Origin of the sequence: Streptomyces sp. NBC_01775 (genome assembly GCF_035917675.1) — a bacterium.
GTDB lineage: Bacteria > Actinomycetota > Actinomycetes > Streptomycetales > Streptomycetaceae > Streptomyces.
Map to the genome: position 1 here is coordinate 2,479,682 of NZ_CP109104.1, position 17,378 is coordinate 2,497,059.

General features: G+C 71.6%; 17 protein-coding genes and 1 pseudogene. 6 read left to right on the plus strand and 12 right to left on the minus strand.

Features of this window, described 5'->3' with window-relative positions:
* Window positions 1–51: 51 nt before the first annotated feature.
* The 3 genes from OHB04_RS11190 to OHB04_RS11200 are packed head-to-tail and all read right to left on the minus strand — an operon-like array spanning window position 52 to window position 2,046.
* A complete protein-coding gene (locus tag OHB04_RS11190) occupies window positions 52–843 on the minus strand; it encodes a DUF3710 domain-containing protein (RefSeq protein WP_326687525.1) in 792 nt (263 codons plus the stop codon).
* Between the two features lies 1 nt (window position 844).
* Window positions 845–1,429: a dUTP diphosphatase gene (dut, locus tag OHB04_RS11195; RefSeq protein WP_326687526.1), complete on the minus strand. Its 585-nt coding sequence runs from the start codon at window positions 1,427–1,429 to the stop codon at window positions 845–847.
* Window positions 1,426–2,046 (minus strand): PaaI family thioesterase, encoded by a 621-nt coding sequence (locus OHB04_RS11200; protein WP_442814813.1) that lies wholly within the window; start codon window positions 2,044–2,046, stop codon window positions 1,426–1,428. The genes dut and OHB04_RS11200 overlap by 4 nt, the downstream gene beginning before the upstream one ends.
* A 57-nt stretch (window positions 2,047–2,103) precedes the next feature.
* Between OHB04_RS11200 and OHB04_RS11205 the strand changes: the two genes are divergently transcribed.
* A complete protein-coding gene (locus OHB04_RS11205) occupies window positions 2,104–2,571 on the plus strand; it encodes a DUF3093 domain-containing protein (RefSeq protein ID WP_326687527.1) in 468 nt (155 codons plus the stop codon).
* Window positions 2,572–2,624: 53 nt separating this feature from the next.
* Here OHB04_RS11205 and OHB04_RS11210 read toward each other — a convergent pair.
* The 4 genes and pseudogenes from OHB04_RS11210 to OHB04_RS11225 all read right to left on the minus strand — a co-directional run.
* A pseudogene (locus OHB04_RS11210) lies at window positions 2,625–3,434 on the minus strand (hypothetical protein); the annotation flags it as partial.
* Window positions 3,347–3,646: a DUF4193 domain-containing protein gene (locus OHB04_RS11215; protein WP_016910133.1), complete on the minus strand. Its 300-nt coding sequence runs from the start codon at window positions 3,644–3,646 to the stop codon at window positions 3,347–3,349. The pseudogene OHB04_RS11210 and the gene OHB04_RS11215, both read right to left, overlap by 88 nt.
* Before the next feature lie 538 nt (window positions 3,647–4,184).
* Entirely contained in the window at window positions 4,185–5,462 is a 1,278-nt protein-coding gene (locus OHB04_RS11220; RefSeq protein WP_326687529.1) for a sensor histidine kinase, read from the minus strand.
* Window positions 5,463–5,468: 6 nt separating this feature from the next.
* A complete protein-coding gene (locus tag OHB04_RS11225; protein ID WP_326687530.1) occupies window positions 5,469–6,122 on the minus strand; it encodes a response regulator transcription factor in 654 nt (217 codons plus the stop codon).
* Between the two features lie 363 nt (window positions 6,123–6,485).
* On the opposite strand from OHB04_RS11225, the gene OHB04_RS11230 reads away from it, so the two are divergent.
* Window positions 6,486–6,665, plus strand: coding sequence for a hypothetical protein (locus tag OHB04_RS11230; protein WP_326687531.1), 180 nt, complete (start codon window positions 6,486–6,488; stop codon window positions 6,663–6,665).
* Between the two features lie 188 nt (window positions 6,666–6,853).
* On the opposite strand, the gene OHB04_RS11235 is transcribed toward OHB04_RS11230, so the two are convergent.
* Together OHB04_RS11235 and OHB04_RS11240 are read right to left on the minus strand one after the other, a co-directional pair.
* Entirely contained in the window at window positions 6,854–7,684 is an 831-nt protein-coding gene (locus OHB04_RS11235) for an inositol monophosphatase family protein (RefSeq protein ID WP_326687532.1), read from the minus strand.
* A gap of 19 nt (window positions 7,685–7,703) precedes the next feature.
* On the minus strand, window positions 7,704–8,864 hold the full coding sequence (locus tag OHB04_RS11240) for a ferrochelatase (protein WP_326687533.1): 1,161 nt from the start codon (window positions 8,862–8,864) through the stop codon (window positions 7,704–7,706).
* A gap of 168 nt (window positions 8,865–9,032) precedes the next feature.
* Between OHB04_RS11240 and OHB04_RS11245 the strand changes: the two genes are divergently transcribed.
* Window positions 9,033–10,286, plus strand: a complete 1,254-nt coding sequence (locus tag OHB04_RS11245) for an MFS transporter (RefSeq protein WP_326807395.1) — start codon at window positions 9,033–9,035, stop codon at window positions 10,284–10,286.
* Window positions 10,243–11,574, plus strand: coding sequence for a D-arabinono-1,4-lactone oxidase (locus OHB04_RS11250; protein ID WP_326807396.1), 1,332 nt, complete (start codon window positions 10,243–10,245; stop codon window positions 11,572–11,574). The genes OHB04_RS11245 and OHB04_RS11250 overlap by 44 nt, the downstream gene beginning before the upstream one ends.
* A 102-nt stretch (window positions 11,575–11,676) precedes the next feature.
* Here the strand turns inward: OHB04_RS11250 and OHB04_RS11255 are convergent, their stop codons facing one another.
* Window positions 11,677–12,933: a hypothetical protein gene (locus OHB04_RS11255; RefSeq protein WP_326807397.1), complete on the minus strand. Its 1,257-nt coding sequence runs from the start codon at window positions 12,931–12,933 to the stop codon at window positions 11,677–11,679.
* Between the two features lie 439 nt (window positions 12,934–13,372).
* On the opposite strand from OHB04_RS11255, the gene sepH reads away from it, so the two are divergent.
* Window positions 13,373–14,479 carry a septation protein SepH gene (gene sepH, locus OHB04_RS11260; protein WP_326807398.1) on the plus strand — a complete coding sequence of 369 codons (1,107 nt, stop codon included), beginning with the start codon at window positions 13,373–13,375 and terminating at the stop codon, window positions 14,477–14,479.
* 94 nt (window positions 14,480–14,573) lie between these two features.
* On the opposite strand, the gene OHB04_RS11265 is transcribed toward sepH, so the two are convergent.
* Window positions 14,574–15,461 carry a sulfurtransferase gene (locus OHB04_RS11265; protein WP_326687538.1) on the minus strand — a complete coding sequence of 296 codons (888 nt, stop codon included), beginning with the start codon at window positions 15,459–15,461 and terminating at the stop codon, window positions 14,574–14,576.
* A gap of 251 nt (window positions 15,462–15,712) precedes the next feature.
* On the opposite strand from OHB04_RS11265, the gene OHB04_RS11270 reads away from it, so the two are divergent.
* Complete coding sequence (locus OHB04_RS11270; RefSeq protein ID WP_326687539.1) at window positions 15,713–16,507, plus strand: VOC family protein; 795 nt, start codon at window positions 15,713–15,715, stop codon at window positions 16,505–16,507.
* Here OHB04_RS11270 and OHB04_RS11275 read toward each other — a convergent pair.
* Window positions 16,473–17,216 (minus strand): thymidine kinase, encoded by a 744-nt coding sequence (locus tag OHB04_RS11275; protein ID WP_326807399.1) that lies wholly within the window; start codon window positions 17,214–17,216, stop codon window positions 16,473–16,475. The genes OHB04_RS11270 and OHB04_RS11275 overlap by 35 nt on opposite strands.
* Between the last annotated feature and the right edge of the window lie 162 nt (window positions 17,217–17,378).

Genomic DNA, 17,378 nt, shown 5'->3' on the forward strand with positions numbered 1-17,378 from the left:
CCCCGCCTGGGGATCCGGCCGACGGCTTGCTGTCCTACGCGCGGGAGACGGTCAGCGGACCTCGCTGATCTCCGGACCGCGCTGGAGCTTGTCCAGGCCGCCGGCGAACCGGGAGCCCTCCTCGACGGTCTCCTGCTGGACACCGTCAGGCACCATCTGCGCGTCCTCGGGAAGCTTGAGGACGATCGGGTCGCGGGGCGCCATCGGCGCGTCACCGCGCACCACGACCGCGTCCCGGAAGATCTGCTCCAACAGCCCGGCGGCCTCCGGCTGCACCGCGCCCTGGCCGGAGATCACGCCCCGCAGGAACCAGCGCACGCCATCGACACCGACGAACCGTACGACCTGCACGCCGCCCGTGCCGTCCGGCAGCTGCACCGGCACCTGGGCCCGCAGCTCCCAGCCCAGCGGGCCCTCGACCTCGTCGATGACCCCGCCCTGCTGGGTGATGCCGGAGGCGATCTCCTCGCGCACCTCGTCCCAGATGCCCTCGCGCTTGGGCGCGGCGAACGCCTGGAGCTGGATGGCGCTGTCCTGGAGCACGACGGTGGCCGCGACGATGGCGTCTCCGGCGACCTCGACCCGCAGCTCCATGCCCTCGACACCGGGGACGAAGACGCCACCCAGGTCGACCCTGCCGGAGCTGGGGTCGCTGACCTCGGAGATGTCCCAGGGGCCGTCGGGACGGGGGGCCGGCGGCAGCTTGACCCGGGCGTCCGTGCTCTTGGCCGGGCCCGCGGCAGCGTCGTCCTGCGGCTCGTCCTGGCCGTCCTGTTCCGTCTCGAACTCGTCCGAGGCGCCCGTCTCAGGCTTTTCGCTCTTCTTGCGACGACGTCCGAACACGTCACTGTCCTCTCAGGTCGGAAGCTCGATCGGCACCGACCGCAACGTAATCCTTCTGCTGTGTGGCTGTCTGCTGGGTGTCCCGTGACCCGGCGTGGCCGCCCGTGGAGCCGAATCCCCCTGTGGCCCGCACCGAGCCGGGCAGCTCGTCCACCTCGCGGAAGCGCACCTTCTCCACCTGCTGGACAACGAGTTGGGCGATCCGGTCGAACCGGTCGAACCGCACACTCTCGCGCGGATCCAGATTGGCCACGATCACCTTGATCTCTCCACGGTACCCGGCATCCACCGTTCCCGGCGCATTCACCAGACAGACGCCGCAACGCGCTGCGAGGCCCGACCGGGGGTGCACGAAGGCCGCGTAGCCCTCCGGGAGGGCGAGCGAGACACCGGTCGGAAGGACGGTGCGCTCCCCCGGTGCCAGCACGGCGCTCTCGGTGGTCACCAGATCGCAGCCCGCGTCCCCGGGATGCGCGTAGGAGGGCACCGGTACCTCGGGGTCGACGCGCCTCAGCAGCACCTCAACGGGCCCGCCTCCGGGGGCTGTCGCCTGCGGCCCGGCGGCCGTACCTGCATCATCACTCACGGGTTCACCTCAACGGCGCGGGTGCGCCTGACCTGGTCGGGGTCGTCCATGGCCGCCCGGATCCCGTCCTGGCGGCCGTTCTCGATGAAGTGCTCGGCCGTCACCTCTACGAAGACGGCGTCTGCGCGCACGGCTACGGGCCCGTCGGGCCCGCCTATCCGGCCGACGGCCGTGGAGTAGAACTTGCGGTCGTGCACGGCCGTGGTCCGCGCGTCCAGGTGCAGCACCGTGTCCACGGGCACGGGCCGCAGGAAGTCGGTCTCCAGACGGCCGGTCACGGCGATGACCTGCATCAGCCAGTTCAAGGAGCCCAGCGTCTCTTCGAGGGCGCTGGTCAGCACCCCGCCGTGGGCGAGCCCCGGTGCTCCCTGGTGGGCGGTCTCGACGGTGAACTCCGCCGTGATGCTCACGCCTTCCCCGGCACGTGCCTGGAGGTGGAGGCCGTGCGGCTGGCCGTGGCCGCAGCCGAAGCACAGGTCGTAGTGGGCGCCGAGCAGCTCACCCGGAGCCGGGGCCTGCGGATGCCGCACCGGCGCGACCGCGTCGGCCGGCGGCGTCGTGGGTGTCTTCGGGGGCCCGGGGATCTGGGGGGAGCCGGGAGAATTGGCAGCGCTCACGGGTGCAGACCTTACCGCCGTACGGTGCCCCCTGGCGCGCGTGCCAAGCTTGGAGCCATGGTTCCTCCGGCTCAGTCCTACGACGAACGTCTGACCGCGCCCCGCTCCTGGTGGCTGATCGCCGCCGGTATCGGTGTGGGCTGCGCGCTGATGCTGTTGCCCTTCGGGCTGTTGCCGATGCTGTGCGCCCTGGTGGCGGGTGCCGCGCTGGCCTGCGTATGCGTCAGCACCTACGGGAGCGTACGGGTCCGGGTCGTGGCGGACTCGCTGGTGGCGGGCGACGCGCGCATCCCGCTGTCGGCACTGGGTGAGGTGGCGGAGCTGGACGCGGAGGAGGCCCGCGCCTGGCGTACGTACAAGGCGGACGCGCGTGCGCACATGATGCTGCGCAGCTACATCACGACCGCCGTCCGTATCGAGGTGACCGATCCGCAGGATCCGACCCCGTACGTCTACCTCTCCACCCGGCATCCGGAACGGCTGGCGGCGGCGGTGCGCTCGGCGCATGAGGAGCCGGCGGCGTAACGGCGGGAAACCTGGGAGCCCAGAAGTCCGGAGCCCAGGGAGAGACCTCAGTCCTGGCCGTGGCGCAGGTCCGCGCGGATGCGGGCTGCCAGCTTGGCGGTGTCCCTGCTGTTCATGAACGCGCCGACAGCCGCGCCGATCAGGAACGGGGTGAGGTTGGGAAGGTTGCGCAGCGTGCGCTTCATGATCTGCTGCCGCAGCTGTCGGCGGAACTGCCCGCCCATCGCGGCGTTCAGCGAGGTGGGCCTGGAAATGTCGATGCCCCGCTCGGAGGTCCAGGCGCCCAGATAGGCCGTGCCGCGCTCCCGCACCGTGCCGGGCGGTCTGCGGCCGTAGATCTCGTGCAGCTCGGCTATCAGCTTCAGCTCGACCGCGGCGACTCCGACGACCTCCGCCGCCAGCTCGGCGGGCATCGCGGGCGGCACCGGCAGCATCGCCGCCGCGCCGACACCGGCCCCCACGGTGGCAGCGCTCCTGGTGGCCCCCGTCACCAGCTTGTCGGCCAGCTCTTCGGTGCCGAGGCCGGGAAACTGTGTGCGAAGGGTGTCCAGATCCCGCACCGGCACGCGCGGCGCGGTCTCGATGATGCGCTCGGCGACGACGCCGAGGAACGCGCGGGCCCGCCGTCTGCGAAGCCGGAAGCGCCGCACGTCCTGGGACGAGTGCTTCTCCGGCGCCGCGCCGTCCTCGGCGTACGGCACGAGCGAGGCCGACCGGTCACGTCTGCCTCGCTCGTCGTCACGTGCGTCGTGGACCGCCACGGACCGCGAGCCGCTCAGGCCGCGCAGTCGCGGCAGATCGGCTGACCGTTCTTCTCCGCAGCGAGCTGGGAGCGGTGGTGCACGAGGAAGCAGCTCATGCACGTGAACTCGTCCGCCTGCCGTGGCAGCACACGGACGGACAGCTCCTCGTTGGAGAGGTCCGCGCCGGGCAGCTCAAGCCCTTCGGCCTGCTCGAACTCGTCCACGTCGACATTCGACGCGGACTTGTCGTTCCTCCTGGCCTTGAGCTCTTCAAGGCTGTCCTCGTTGACATCGTCATCGGTCTTGCGTGGGGTGTCGTAATCCGTTGCCATGTCGCTCTCCCCCTCTGGGTGTCTGTGGTGTCTCCAGCGCACGTAACGCGTGAGAGGCCGGACTTGTGCCCGGCCCGAGGCGGAGATTTTGCCTCACATCAAGGTCTGTTACTCAATCGACACCCAACTGCACCCCTGAAGAGGTGATCACGTCGGCTGCCGAGGAGGACCATAAACGGTCCCCGGTCGCGCTGCGCACACGCCATCCCGGGTACTGCCCACGATCTCCACCTGCGGAAACCTGGATTTTCCGGGATTTCTTCCCGCCTACTGGGCGCGCTGTGCACACTATGGAAAATTCGTGTGTGTGATCGATCACAACGGTACCCGAAGTGTCCCGAGTGTCCGTAATTCTGCGCATTACGAACCTCATCGCGGCTACTCCTAGCCACCATTGCGCACTTCCTGTCACCCCCCGGTCTCGCCTGAACTCTTTTCCGCCAACTTCGCCACTCGCCCGCCCCGTCACGCACCGTCGTCACCGGCGCCTGACAGCGGCGGCCTCCGAAGGTGACCCCGTAAGCGGGGTGCGCCGCACTCATACCGGCAGCGCGACCCGCATCACCAGGCCGCCGTTCTCACGGGGCTGCGCGGACACCGTGCCCCCGTGCGCACGCGCCACGGACCGCACGATCGACAACCCGAGCCCGACCCCCTTGTCGCTGCCCGTCCGCTCTGTGCGAAGACGCCGGAAGGGCTCGAAGAGGTTGTCCACCTCATACGCGGGTACGACGGGCCCGGTGTTCTCGACGACCAGAACAGCCTGGCCCGGCTGGGCCTCCGTACTGACCGAGACCCATCCCCCCTCCCGCAGGTTGTAGCGCACGGCATTCTGCACCAGGTTCAGAGCGACGCGCTCCAGCAGGACCCCGTTGCCCTGCGCGTACGTGGGCTGGCGTACTCCCCGCATCTCGACGCCCTTGTTCTCCGCCTCGCCCCGCGTCTGCTCGACCGCCTGCGAGGCGACCTCCGCCAGGTCGATCGGCTTGCGGTCCACCAGCTCGTTCTCGCTCCTGGCGAGCAGCAGCAGGCCCTCCACCAGCTGCTCGCTGCGCTCGTTGGTGGCCAGCAGCGTCTTGCCCAGCTGCTGGAGCTCGGGGGACGCCTGCGGGTCGGCGAGCTGGACCTCCAACAGGGTGCGGTTGATCGCCAGCGGGGTGCGCAGCTCGTGCGAGGCGTTGGCCACGAAGCGCTGCTGCGCCGTGAAGGCCCGGTCCAGCCGGTCGAGCATGTCGTCGAAGGTGTCGGACAGCTCCTTCAGCTCGTCGTCCGGCCCCTCCAGCTCGATCCGCTTGTGCAGGTCGGAGCCGGCGACCTGGCGCGCCGTACGGGTGATGCGGCCGAGGGGCGACAGGACGCGGCCCGCCATCACATAGCCGAAGGCGAAGGCGGCGACGGCCAGGCCGAGCAGCGCCAGCAGCGAGCGGCGCAAGAGCCCGTCCAGCGCCATCCGGCGCTGCGCGTCGGCACAGGCCGACAGACGCTGCATGAAGACCTCGCTGGGCAGCGTCCCGGTCAGCCCGGGGCAGCGGTCGGATGTCGGCTGCGCGTTGCCGTTCAGGATGCGGAAGGGCAGCTGGCTGCTCTCGTCCAGCGCCTGCGCGGCGAGCAGATAGATGATCGTCAGCAGCACCATGCCCGCGATCAGGAACATGCCGCCGTACAGCAGCGTGAGCCGTATCCGGATGGTCGGGCGCAGCCAGGGATAGGAGCGCGGCGTCTCGCGGGGATCCCAGCTGGGTTTGGGCGGCGCGGGCTGCGGCTGTCCGTTGCCCGCACCTGTGCCCGTGCCCGTGGGGGAAGTGGAGGAGGCCATCGCCGGTCAGATCCGGTATCCGGCGCCGGGCACCGTGACGATCACCGCGGGCTCACCCAGCTTGCGGCGCAGCGTCATCACCGTGACACGCACGACATTGGTGAACGGGTCGGTGTTCTCGTCCCACGCCTTCTCCAGCAGCTGCTCCGCCGAGACGACGGTGCCCTCGCCACGCATGAGGACCTCCAGCACCGCGAACTCCTTGGGAGCGAGCTGGATGTCCTTGCCGTCCCTGGAGACTTCGCGGCGGTTGGGGTCCAGCCGGATGCCGGAGCGCTCAAGGACGGGCGGCAGCGCCGTGGTGGTGCGGCGGCCCAGGGCGCGGACCCTGGCGGTCAGCTCGGAGAAGGCGAAGGGCTTGGGCAGGTAGTCGTCAGCACCCAGCTCCAGGCCCTCCACCCGGTCGCTCACATCGCCGGAGGCGGTGAGCATCAGCACCCGGGTGGGCAGACCCAGCTCCACGATGCGGCGGCAGACGTCGTCGCCGTGGACGACGGGCAGGTCGCGGTCGAGCACGACGACGTCGTAGTCGTTGATGTCGATGCGCTCCTGGGCTGCCGCACCGTCGTAGACCACATCGACGGCCATGGCCTCCCGGCGGAGACCGGTCGCCACGGCATCGGCGAGCAACTGCTCGTCCTCGACGACGAGTACGCGCACGGCGCTGTTCCTTCCCTCGTGGGCAATGGGTGTGGGGATCGTGTGTGCTGGGTGACGACAGATGTGTCCTGCGTGACAGCTCCGCACTCCTCCGTGGACTCCATCCTGCCCCGAACATTGATAAATCGGCCGTAAGAGGCGAGGTGAGGGGCCCGGAGGGCGGGGAGTCACGGATTTTTCAAAGGGGTTGAGGTTTCTCTGAGGATCGCGTTGGGGAGGACGAGGACACCACCCGCGATCACGCCCTGTGCGCAGCGTGCCACAACGAGCCGCCGACGCAGTTCCAGGGACCACGCCGTGATCCGCATGTACCACCAACCCTCGGCACACCCCCGTGCCATCGACCCACGACGAGGGGGCACCATGGACGCGTTCACCGCCGGCATCCTGCAGCGCATACGGAGCACCGAGTCCGACCTGAACCACGCACGTGAGTCGGGCGACGACTTCCTCGTGGATGTCGAACAAGCCGAGCTGGAAGACCTGCGGCGCATCGCCGCCGAGCACGGCGTCGAGGTCGGCGCCACCTCCGGCTGCGTCTGACACTTCAGCAGCCCCGCACACACGGGAGGCGGCCCCGGAAGCAGTGCTTCCGGGGCCGCCTCCCGTGTGTGCGGACTCTGCGGACCCTTTCCGCCCGGCCCGGGGTCTCTTCCGCCGACCTTCACGGGCTCTTTCGCCGACGCGCTGTGCGCGGCTCTCCCGCCCGGGCGCACCCGGCGGCGCCTGGTTCAGTCGCGCCAGGCTCCCAGGCTCTCCAGCAGCGGCTGGAGCGTCTCGAAGACCCCCGGTGAGGCCGCGACGGTCAGGTCCCAGTCGGCGGGCAGCCCGGGCCGGCCGCCCGTGAGCGCGCCCGCCTCCCGGGCGATCACGTCACCGGCCGCCAGGTCCCAGGGGTGGAGCCCCCGCTCGTAGAACCCGTCGAGCCGGCCGCAGGCCACATCGCACAGGTCGATCGCCGCGGAGCCCGTACGGCGGATGTCCCGTACCCGCGGCAGCAGTTCCCGGGCCACGGCCGCCTGGGCCACCCGGCGCTCGGTGACATATCCGAAGCCCGTGCCGATCAGCGCCTGGTCCAGCGGCGGCGAGGGCCGGCACGCCAGGCGCCGCCCGTCCCGGTACGCGCCCTGTCCGAGGACCGCGTGCCAGGTCTCCCCGCGCGCCGGCGCCGCCACGACGCCCACGACGCGCTCGCCCAGATACTCGGCGGCGATCGAGACGGCCCAGTCGGGGCGGTCGTAGAGGTAGTTGACGGTGCCGTCCACCGGATCGATCACCCAGCGGACGCCCGAGCTGCCCTCGCTGGAGGCGCCCTCCTCACCGAGGAAGCCGTCGTCGGGGCGGTGGTCGGTCAGGAAACCGGTGATCAGCTTCTCCGAGGCGAGGTCCATCTCGGTGACCACGTCGATCGGGCTGGTCTTGGTCGCGGCGACCCCCAGATCGGCGGGGCGCCCGTCGCGCAGGAGGGTGCCCGCGCGGGCCGCGGCCTCCTGAGCGAGGGCGAGCAGCTCGGCCTTCAGGCTGTCGTCGGCGCTTGGGGACGCGCCCTGGGTCTGCTTCACGTGCGCTGCTCCTCGGTCCTCACTGGTGGGGGTGGTCGGCGCCGGCCGCAGCCGGCTTCGGTGCCCGCGCGGGGCAGCAGCCGACGGGACACACGTCGTGGCTGGGTCCCAGGGCGCCCAGGGCACAACGGGCGGGGTGCTCGGCCCGCTCGGCGGCGGCCCGCTCCAGCACCAGGTCCCGCACGGCGGCGGCGAAGCGCGGATCGGAGCCGACGGTCGGCGAGCGGCGCACCGGCAGGCCCAGCTCGGATGCCTTGGCGGTCGCCTCGGTGTCCAGGTCGTAGAGGACTTCCATGTGGTCGGAGACGAAGCCGATGGGCACCATCACGGCGCCCGGCGCGCCCTGCTTGTGCAGGTCCTCCAGGTGGTCGCAGATGTCGGGCTCCAGCCACGGCACCTGGGGCGGGCCGCTGCGCGACTGGTAGACGAGGCTCCAGGGGTGGGCCGTGCCGGTGCGCTCGCGTACCGCCTCGGCGATCAGCGCGGCCACGTCCAGATGCTGGGCGACATAGGCTCCGCCGTTGCCGTGCGCCTCGACGGGGCCCGAGGTGTCGGCCGCGGCCACGGGGATGGAATGGGTGGTGAAGGCCAGGTGGGCGCCCGCGCGGGCCTCTTGGGGGAGGTCGGCCAGCGAGGCGAGTACGCCCTCGGTCATGGGCTCGACGAAGCCCGGATGGTTGAAGTAGTGCCGCAGCTTGTCCACGCGAGGCGGGCGCAGCCCCTCGGCCTCCAGCGTGGCCAGCGACTCGGCCAGGTTCTCGCGGTACTGCCGGCAGCCGGAATAGGAGGCGTAGGCGCTGGTGGCCAGCACGAGGACGCGGCGGCGGCCGTCGCGGGTCATCTCGCGCAGGGTGTCAGTGAGATAGGGCGCCCAGTTGCGGTTGCCCCAGTAGACCGGCAGGCCGAGGCCGTGCCCGGCGAAGTCCTTACGGAGGGCGTCCAGCAGCGCGCGGTTCTGCGCGTTGATCGGACTGACCCCGCCGAAGAGGTAGTAGTGCTGCCCCACCTCTTCCAGGCGTTCTCGCGGGATTCCCCTCCCCCTGGTCACGTTCTCCAGGAACGGAACGACGTCGTCCGGCCCTTCTGGACCGCCGAAGGACAGCAGCAGGAGCGCGTCGTAGGGCGTCTGGACGGAGTCCGGCGCGGGGCCGGAGCGATCGGGGGGGAGTGCGTCGGACATACGTCGATCCTGCCATCCGGTGTGCCGTGAAAACGGACGCCCTCCCGCCCATAAGCTGTAGAGGCCACACCGTTCCTCGCTGGTGCCTCCGTGTTCTTACTGGTGCCTCCCCGTCCTTCACCGGCCCCCGGCCCCCGGCCCCCGGCCCCCGATCGGCAAGAGTTCCCGTTGGCCAGTCCTTACCGCGCGATCTTCGCCGCACCCGGAAGCAGAACCTTCTCGTCCGCCGGATTCCTCGGCCGTCTGCCGCTGTCCATGATGGGCATCAGCGTCGTCACGATGGTCTCCCAGCTCACGGGGCGCTACGGGCTGGCGGGCGCGCTCTCGGCCACCGTCGCGCTGTCCTCGGCGGTCTTCAGCCCGCAGATATCGCGACTCGTGGACCGCCACGGGCAGCGGCGGGTGATACGCCCCACCGCGCTGATCACGGTGACCGCGGTGGGCGGGCTGGTGGCGGCGGCGCGGGGCGGTGCGCCCGATCCGCTGCTGTTCCTGTTCGCGGCGGGCGCGGGCAGCATGCCGAGCGTCGGGTCGATGGTCAGGGCACGCTGGGCGCACCTCTACCGCGAGGAGCCTCGGCTGCTCCACTCTGCCTTCGCCTTCGAGTCGGTCGTCGACGAGTCCTGCTTCGTGTTCGGGCCGATCCTGGCCATCGGGCTGTCCACCGCGTGGTTCCCCGAGGCAGGCCCTCTGCTGGCGGCCGGATTCCTGCTCGTGGGCGTCCTGTGGCTGAGCGCCCAGCGCGCGACCGAGCCCGTGCCGCACCCGCGTGAGCAGCACAGTGGCGGCTCGGCGCTGCGCACCCCCGGTCTCCAGGTCCTGGTGGCGGCGTTCGCGTTCACCGGCGCGATCTTCGGCTCGGTCGACGTGGCGACCGTGGCCTTCGCCGAGGAGCGGGGCCACAAGGCGCTGGCCAGCGTGACGCTCGCGGTCTATGCGCTGGGCTCGGTGCTGGCGGGCGCCGTCTTCGGACTGCTGCGCCCGGCCGGACCGCCCGCGCGCAGATGGCTGGTGGGTGTCTGCGCGATGGCCGTGAGTATGATCCCTCTCCAACTGGTGGGGAACCTGCCGTCCCCGGCCGTGGCGCTCTTCATCGCGGGCATGACCATTGCCCCGACGATGGTCACCACGATGGCCCTCGTCGAACAGCTCGTCCCGCGCGCGAAGCTGACCGAGGGCATGACATGGACCAGCACGGGGCTGGCGGTCGGGGTGGCGCTGGGGTCGTCGGCCGCCGGCTGGGCGGTCGACTCTCTCGGCGCGGGCCGTGCCTACGGTGTGCCCGCTGCGGCGGGGGCGCTGGCGGCCCTGGTGGCGTTCCTCGGCTACCGCCGGCTGAGCCCTCGGCCGGTGCCGCGGCGAGAGGGGACGGTCGAGGATGGGCGTGCAGCCGACGAGCAGCCGGGCAGCAACGTGGCGTAACTGGGCGGGCAATGTGACGGCCTCCCCGGCCCGTACGGTCTCCCCCTCGACCACGGAGGGCCTCGCCGAGGTGGTGCGCCGCGCAGCCGCGGACGGGCTGAAGGTCAAGGCGGCGGGCACGGGCCACTCGTTCACGGCGGCGGCCGTCACGGACGGGGTGCTCATACGCCCCGACCGCCTGACGGGGGTCCGCTCGGTCGACCGTGCGGCGGGCTCGGTCACCGTCGCGGCCGGCACTCCGATGAAGGTCTTGAACGCCGCACTGGCCGCGCGGGGCCTGTCGCTGACGAACATGGGCGACATCATGGAGCAGACCGTCTCCGGGGCGGTCAGCACCGGCACCCATGGCACGGGCCGCGAGTCCGCCTCCATAGCGGCCCAGGTCAAGGGCCTGGAGCTGGTGCTGGCCGACGGCTCCGTCCAGCGGTGCTCGGCGGAGGGGACCGAGGAGGAGCGGGCGGTGTTCGCCGCCGCCCGGCTGGGTCTGGGCGCGCTGGGCGTCATCACGGAGCTCACCTTCGGCGTCGAGCCCGAGTTCCTGCTCACCGCGCGCGAGGAGCCGATGCCCTTCGACCGGGTCACCAGCGAGTTCGATCAACTGGTGACCGAGAACGAGCATTTCGAGTTCTACTGGTTCCCGCACACCGACGGCTGCAACACCAAGCGCAACAACCGCAGCGCAGGCCCGGCCCGCCCACTGCCCCGCGTACGCGGCTGGGTCGACGACGAGTTGCTGTCCAACGGCGTCTTCCAGGCCGCCTGCTCCCTGGGCAAGGCCGTGCCCGCGACGGTGCCCGGTGTCACCCGCGTGTCCAGCCGCGCCCTGTCGGCCCGTACGTACACCGACATCCCCTACCGGGTCTTCACCAGTCCCCGTCGGGTGCGCTTCGTGGAGATGGAGTACGCCGTCCCCCGCACGGCCCTGGTGGAGGCGCTGCGGGAGCTGAAGGCAATGGTGGAGCGGTCGCGCCTGCGGGTGAGCTTCCCGGTTGAGGTGCGCACGGCGCCCGCCGACGACATCCCGCTGTCCACGGCGAGCGGGCGCGAGACGGCGTATGTGGCGGTGCACATGTACCGGGGCACGCCCCACGAGGACTACTTCAGCGCGGTGGAGCGGATCATGACAGCGCACGCGGGCCGCCCGCACTGGGGAAAGCTGCACAGCCGGGACGCGGAGTACCTGTCCGGGGTGTACCCGCGCTTCGACGAGTTCACGGCGCTGCGCGACCGGCTCGACCCGGACCGGGTCTTCGGCAACGCCTACCTGCGGCGGGTACTGGGCGACTGAGCAGGGCGCCGGACCTCCCAGCCGACCGCGCGCGTACGCGGCGAGGGGCCGGACACCGCCTGTGGTGGGTGTCCGGCCCCTCGCCGCGTACGGCCCGCGTGGTCAGTCCTGCGGGGTCGCCCCCTGCTGGCGCTGCGGGAGCCGGTCGCTGCCGGCCCCGGCGCTCTTGCCGGGGTCGGTGCTGTCGCCGTCGTCCTGCCGGCTGTCGGATCCGTCCGGGTCCGAGCTGCTGTCGGTCTCGCCGCCGCCCTCGGTCGTACCGGGGTGCCGGGTGCTGCCGGGATCCGGGGTGGGCGTCGTCTCGGCGCCCTTGTCACCGGAGCCGGGCTCGCCCGTCCTGTCGCCGCTGCCGGATTGGCTCGGGTCGGCGGAGGGGCTGCCTGAGCCCTTCTGCCCGTCGCTCGAACCGCCGTCGCCGTCCTCGGACTGTCCCGGGTCGGGCGTGGTGGGCGTCGTGTCCGGGCCCGTGTTCCCCGAGGAGCCATGGCCGGGGAACACATCACTGATCGATGTGCCCTTGCCGCCGGAGACGTTGTGCCCGGAGACCAGCTCGTACACCGTTACGCCGCCGACCGAGAGCACGAAGACGACCAGCGCGGGCAGCAGCGTGCGCCGCCAGCCACGCCAGCGGGTGCCGTGTGTGGTGCCCTGCGTGAACTCCCCGTGCCCGGGCGGCTCCACCGCCTTTGGCCCCGCCGGGGCCTCGGCCCGCTCGACGGTGCCCAGCACGCGGGTGGCTTCGTCCTGCTCCGCCTCCCGTACGCCGGGCCGAGGGCCCTGCGCGCCGGGCAGCATCCTCGTGACCATGGAGGTGTCGAGCATCTGCACCTGGTCCAAAGAGCGCTGGCTCGTCGGGATGTCTGCCGGGGTGCCCGTGGGGACGGACTCAGGGCCGGCGGTGGGGATCAGCCGGGTGGCCCGGGTGCTGGTGTGCTGGGCCGCCTGGCCGCTCCCGTTGGTCCCGACCGGGGTGCCCCCGGTGGGATGAGCGGTGTGCTCGTTCGCCTGTGCTCCCCGGAGGGCCTGGGAAGCGTCCAGCCCGCCTTCGTCCTTCCAGCCGCCGGCCGGATCCTGGACGGAGACCTGCCGCGCCTTCGGCGGGACGGTGACTTCCTTGAGCTGCTCGCCGGTCCTGCTGAAGAAGTGCTGGAAGATCGGCCCCCCGCTGGTGGCGACGAGGCTGACCACACCCGCACCCAGGAAGGTGCCGTACACACCGAGCTGGCCGGCCGCGAAAGCGGCGACGACCGCGGCGACGGCGCTTCCCAACACCTGAGCCACGCTCAGGTCAAGACTCTTGCGCTTCTTGTTCCCTTCCTCGTTGTGATCTTGGTGCTCGGGTATGTCCTTCTTATCCATCTACCGCCCTTGATCGCACACTCCCACCACTGTGCACGAATAAGAGACTTTTCAGTGAAGGCGAAGGTTCCGCTTCGGGTGGTTCTGTGAGGATTACCACCCCCATAACCAGGCGAAATGGACCCTTGGGGCGTCAACTCCCTTACTCCGGAGCAACTTCGGCAGCGCGGCTGTCCACCCGGGTGGCACTAATGGAGTAGTGTGACGAGCCCTGGTCTCGGTTCTGACCCGGCGCAGGCTGCTCACGGTGACCACCCTGGTCACGGTGCGTTGTGAGGAGGTAACCGTGCCATAACGGCGGTTCTCGGCAGTGATGAACACTGCTCGGATCCCCGAGGAAGTCGGCAAGGTTGTGGCAGGCTGCACCCGGGCAGGCCACACTCGTCTAGCGGGAGCAGCGACGCACGTGACGTCGGCAGGCACCACCCGGGAGGTCCCCATGCCCGAACTGCGTGTCGTGGCCGTCAGCAACGACGGCACACGACTGGTGCTCAAAGCTGCCGACAGCACGGAATACACGCTTCCGATCGACGAGCGTCTCCGCGCCGCTGTCCGGAACGACCGCGCGCGGCTGGGCCAGATCGAGATCGAAGTGGAAAGCCACCTGCGGCCTCGCGACATCCAGGCGCGTATAAGGTCCGGTGCCTCCGCCGAGGAGGTCGCCTCTCTCGCGGGCATCCCGGTCGACCGCGTACGCCGCTTCGAGGGCCCCGTGCTCGCCGAGCGCGCCTTCATGGCCGAGCGCGCCCGCAAGACGCCGGTGCGCCGCCCCGGTGAGAACGCCGGGCCGCAGCTCGGTGAAGCCGTCAGCGAGCGGCTGCTGCTGCGCGGCGCCGACAAGGAGTCGGTGCACTGGGACTCGTGGCGCCGGGACGACGGCACCTGGGAGGTGCTGCTCGCCTACCGCGTCGCCGCCCAGCCGCACTCGGCGACCTGGACCTACGACCCGCCACGCCGTCTGGTGCAGGCGGTGGACGACGAGGCCAGGGCGCTGATCGGCGAGACCGACGACACTCCGGAGCCCAGCTTCCCGTTCGTCCCCCGTATCGCGCGGCTGCCGCGCGACCGGGGCGAGCGCGAACGCACCGGGCGGCCCGAGCTGGAGCCCGCGGGACTTTCGCCCGCTCCCGGCGACGAGGACGACCGGATGCGCGGCGACGGCAGCGGCGAGCCGGATTCCCTCACCAGCCTGCTGGAGGCCGTGCCGAGCTTCCGCGGCGACATGGTCGTCCCCGACCCGAAGCCGCAGCCTGCCCCGGCCGCCGAGGCGGAGACCGCCGCGGCCCCCGTGGAGCAGGAGGAGGCCGAGTCGGCGAGCGGCGAGCCGGAGGAGGAGCAGGAGGCCATCGAGCCGCCGGCCCCGGCAGCCAGCGCGGGTTCCGCGTACGCCGATGTGCTCATGCCCCGCTCGGTCGGCGCGCACCGCGACCGGCTCAAGGGCAACACCGACCGCCAGGCGGAGGCGGACGGCGTCCGCCCGGGGCGGCGCGCTGCGGTGCCGAGCTGGGACGAGATCGTCTTCGGCACCCGCCGGAAGAAGGACTAAGGGCGTCACCACACGACCGGCGCCGGACCGTTCCGCCAGAAGGAACGGTCCGGCGTGGCCGTACGCGCCCCGTGGGCTGCCGGGGGCTGTCCGCTCAGCCGCGCTCGGCTCCGGTGGCCACCGGGCGGGAGCCGTCGGCCGTCCACTCGCTCCAGGACCCGACGTAGAGCGCGGCGTCGATACCGGCGATGGCCAGCGCCAGCACCTCGTGCGCCGCGGAGACGCCGGAGCCGCAGTAGACCCCGACTTCCGTCTCGGGCCCTGCTCCCAGCGCCTCGAAGCGGCCGGCGAGCGCCTCCCGGGAGCGAAAGGTCCCGGCGTCCGTGACGTTCTCCGTCGTCGGGGCCGAGACGGCGCCCGGGATGTGCCCGGCCACCGGGTCGAGCGGCTCCACCTCGCCCCGGTAGCGCTCGGCGGCGCGGGCGTCCATCAGCAGTCCGCGCCGGGCCAGGGAGGCCGCCTCATCGGCGTCCAGCATCGGCAGCCCGCCGGGCGAGGGGCGGAAGTCGCCCTCGGCGGGCTCGGGGATATCGGTGCTGAGCGGCAGCGCGCCGCCCTCGCTCCCCCGCGCCTCCTGGCCCGGGGCTGTCGCGGCCTGCCACGCCTCCAGACCGCCGTCCAGGACCCGTACGTCCGGATGCCCGGCCCAGCGCAGCATCCACCAGCAGCGCGCGGCGGCCCAGCCGCCGCCCATGCCCCCGCCGTCGTAGACGACCACGGGGCGGTCGGCCGAGACTCCGGCGCGGCGCATGGCCGCGCCGAACACCTCGACCGGCGGCAGCGGGTGGCGGCCCGTACCGGGCTGCGGAGGGCCCGCCAGTTCGCTCTCCAGGTCGATGTAAACGGCGCCCGGCAGATGGCCCTTGCGATAGGCGGGCAGTCCGGGCGGATCACCTGGCTTGTAACGCACGTCGAGCAGGACGGGGGCGGAGCCCGCCGTGATGTCGCCCGCGAGTTCGGGTACGGAGATGATGGGAGTCATGGCGCCATCTTCGCGCAGCCGCGTCATCCCCGGGACCCGGGACCGCACGCCCCATGGCGGCTCGCGGAACGACAGCACACGGATCGGGGATCCTCGGGTCCGAAGCGGAGAGAAAGCGGCGCGGCCGGGGAGCGCCGCACGACAGGTGGTGCAAGCATGCGCACTGGCGAGAAGTCACGGAGCCGCGGCAAGGACGCCGGGGCACTTCCACCGCACGACCGCATCGATGATGGTCTCAAGGAGCGAAGCAGATGACCGAGCAAGCGACTCGGCTACGTCACACACCCGGCTCGCCCGCCTGGGCGAGCCTCATGGCGCATGGGCTGGACGCCGGCAAGGAGTTCTACGGGGAGTTGTTCGGCTGGGAGTTCCGCGCCGGCCCCCAGCAGTTGGGCCCGTATGTGCGCGCTGTCGCACACGGCCACGAGGTCGCCGGGCTGGGCAGGAAGGCGGGCGGCAGGCAACTCCCCGTCGCCTGGCTGCCGTACATGGCCACCGACGACGCCGACGAGACGGCCGCCCGGCTTCGCGAGTACGGCGGGACGGTGGCTGTAGGGCCTCTGGACGCGGAGACGGCGGGGCGTATGGCGATCGCCTCCGACCCGCACGGTGCGGTCTTCGGAGTGTGGCAGGACGCCCACTACCCGGGCCTGGGCACCGCTCCGGTGGGAACGTCGGGCGCCCCGGTCTGGTTCGAACTGGTCACCAAAGAGACGACGACGGTGGTGAAGTTCTACCAGTCGGTGTTCGGCTACGAGGCACACGCCGTGGAGGGGCCGGGCTTCGACTATCTGACCCTCTACGCGGAGGGGGTACCCGTGGCGGGGATCTTGGGGGTCGGTGAATCGCTGCCCCGTGACCGGGGGCCGCACTGGCGCACCTACTTCGCGGTGGACGACCCCGATGCCGCGGCGCGGCGCGCCACCGAGCTGGGCGGGCACGTGGTGCGCGAGCCTTCCGACTCACCCTACGGAAGGGTGGCGACCGTCGCGGACCTGGAGGGTGCGCACTTCAGTGTGATCCGGCCGGCCGAAGCGGATCGCTGAGCCCCGTAGCCTGATGCCGGACCGTCCCGCGTCCGGATGCGGGAGGCGCGGCGGGCGGCTGGGGCATGTCGACCGGCAGCACGTCGGGAGACAGCGCGCCGGCGCCCGCCGAGGCCGCGGTCAGCCGCCGCCGGTGATGGCGCCTGCACAGCACCTCGTACCCCACCTCGCCGCTGGGCTCCCCCACATCGCCGACGACGACCTGCGCGCCCTCGACGACCATGCGGCCACCGACCGTACGCGCGTTGTGCGTGGCGCGGGACCCGCACCAGCAAAGCGCCTCGACCTGGAGGGTCTCCATGCGGTCCGCCAGCTCCATCAGCCGCTGGGAGCCGGGGAAGAGGCGGGTGCGGAAGTCGGTGGCGATGCCGAACGCGAAGACGTCGATGCCCAGTTCGTCGACGACCCTGGCCAGCTGTTCGACCTGGTCGGGCGAGAGGAACTGGGCCTCGTCCACGATCACGTAGTCGGTGCGTCCGCCCGCGGTGAGGTGACGGACCAGGTGGGCCTGGAAGTTGAGGTCCTCGGCCACCTCGACGGCCTCGGCGACCAGCCCGAGCCGGGAGGAGAGCCGGCCTTGGCCCGCCCGGTCGTCGCGGGTGAAGATCATGCCCTGGAGGCCGCGGGCCGAGCGGTTGTGCTCGATCTGTAGCGCGAGCGTGCTCTTTCCGCAGTCCATCGTTCCGGAGAAGAACACCAGCTCTGGCATGGCGTGTTCGGCCTTTCTGACGTGCGGGCGTGTGGGGACGCGGGCGGTACGGGGCTCTGCGGCCACGGTGGGGGACGGCCGTCGGAGCCCGCCGTCGGGCAGCGGCCGTCGGGGCCTCCCAGCAGGTGGGCCTTCCCCGGCGGACGGGGCCTCAAGCGGGCC

Excerpts from the sequence above, each read along its gene's own strand:
- OHB04_RS11205 (WP_326687527.1), top strand. The coding sequence starts at position 2,104 with ATGGTTCCTCCGGCTCAGTCCTACGACGAACGTCTGACCGCGCCCCGC.
- OHB04_RS11215 (WP_016910133.1), bottom strand. The coding sequence starts at position 3,646 with ATGGCAACGGATTACGACACCCCACGCAAGACCGATGACGATGTCAAC.
- OHB04_RS11220 (WP_326687529.1), bottom strand. The coding sequence starts at position 5,462 with ATGGCCTCCTCCACTTCCCCCACGGGCACGGGCACAGGTGCGGGCAAC.
- OHB04_RS11230 (WP_326687531.1), top strand. The coding sequence starts at position 6,486 with ATGGACGCGTTCACCGCCGGCATCCTGCAGCGCATACGGAGCACCGAG.
- OHB04_RS11240 (WP_326687533.1), bottom strand. The coding sequence starts at position 8,864 with ATGTCCGACGCACTCCCCCCCGATCGCTCCGGCCCCGCGCCGGACTCC.
- OHB04_RS11250 (WP_326807396.1), top strand. The coding sequence starts at position 10,243 with ATGGGCGTGCAGCCGACGAGCAGCCGGGCAGCAACGTGGCGTAACTGG.
- OHB04_RS11255 (WP_326807397.1), bottom strand. The coding sequence starts at position 12,933 with ATGGATAAGAAGGACATACCCGAGCACCAAGATCACAACGAGGAAGGG.
- sepH (WP_326807398.1), top strand. The coding sequence starts at position 13,373 with ATGCCCGAACTGCGTGTCGTGGCCGTCAGCAACGACGGCACACGACTG.
- OHB04_RS11265 (WP_326687538.1), bottom strand. The coding sequence starts at position 15,461 with ATGACTCCCATCATCTCCGTACCCGAACTCGCGGGCGACATCACGGCG.
- OHB04_RS11270 (WP_326687539.1), top strand. The coding sequence starts at position 15,713 with ATGACCGAGCAAGCGACTCGGCTACGTCACACACCCGGCTCGCCCGCC.
- OHB04_RS11275 (WP_326807399.1), bottom strand. The coding sequence starts at position 17,216 with ATGCCAGAGCTGGTGTTCTTCTCCGGAACGATGGACTGCGGAAAGAGC.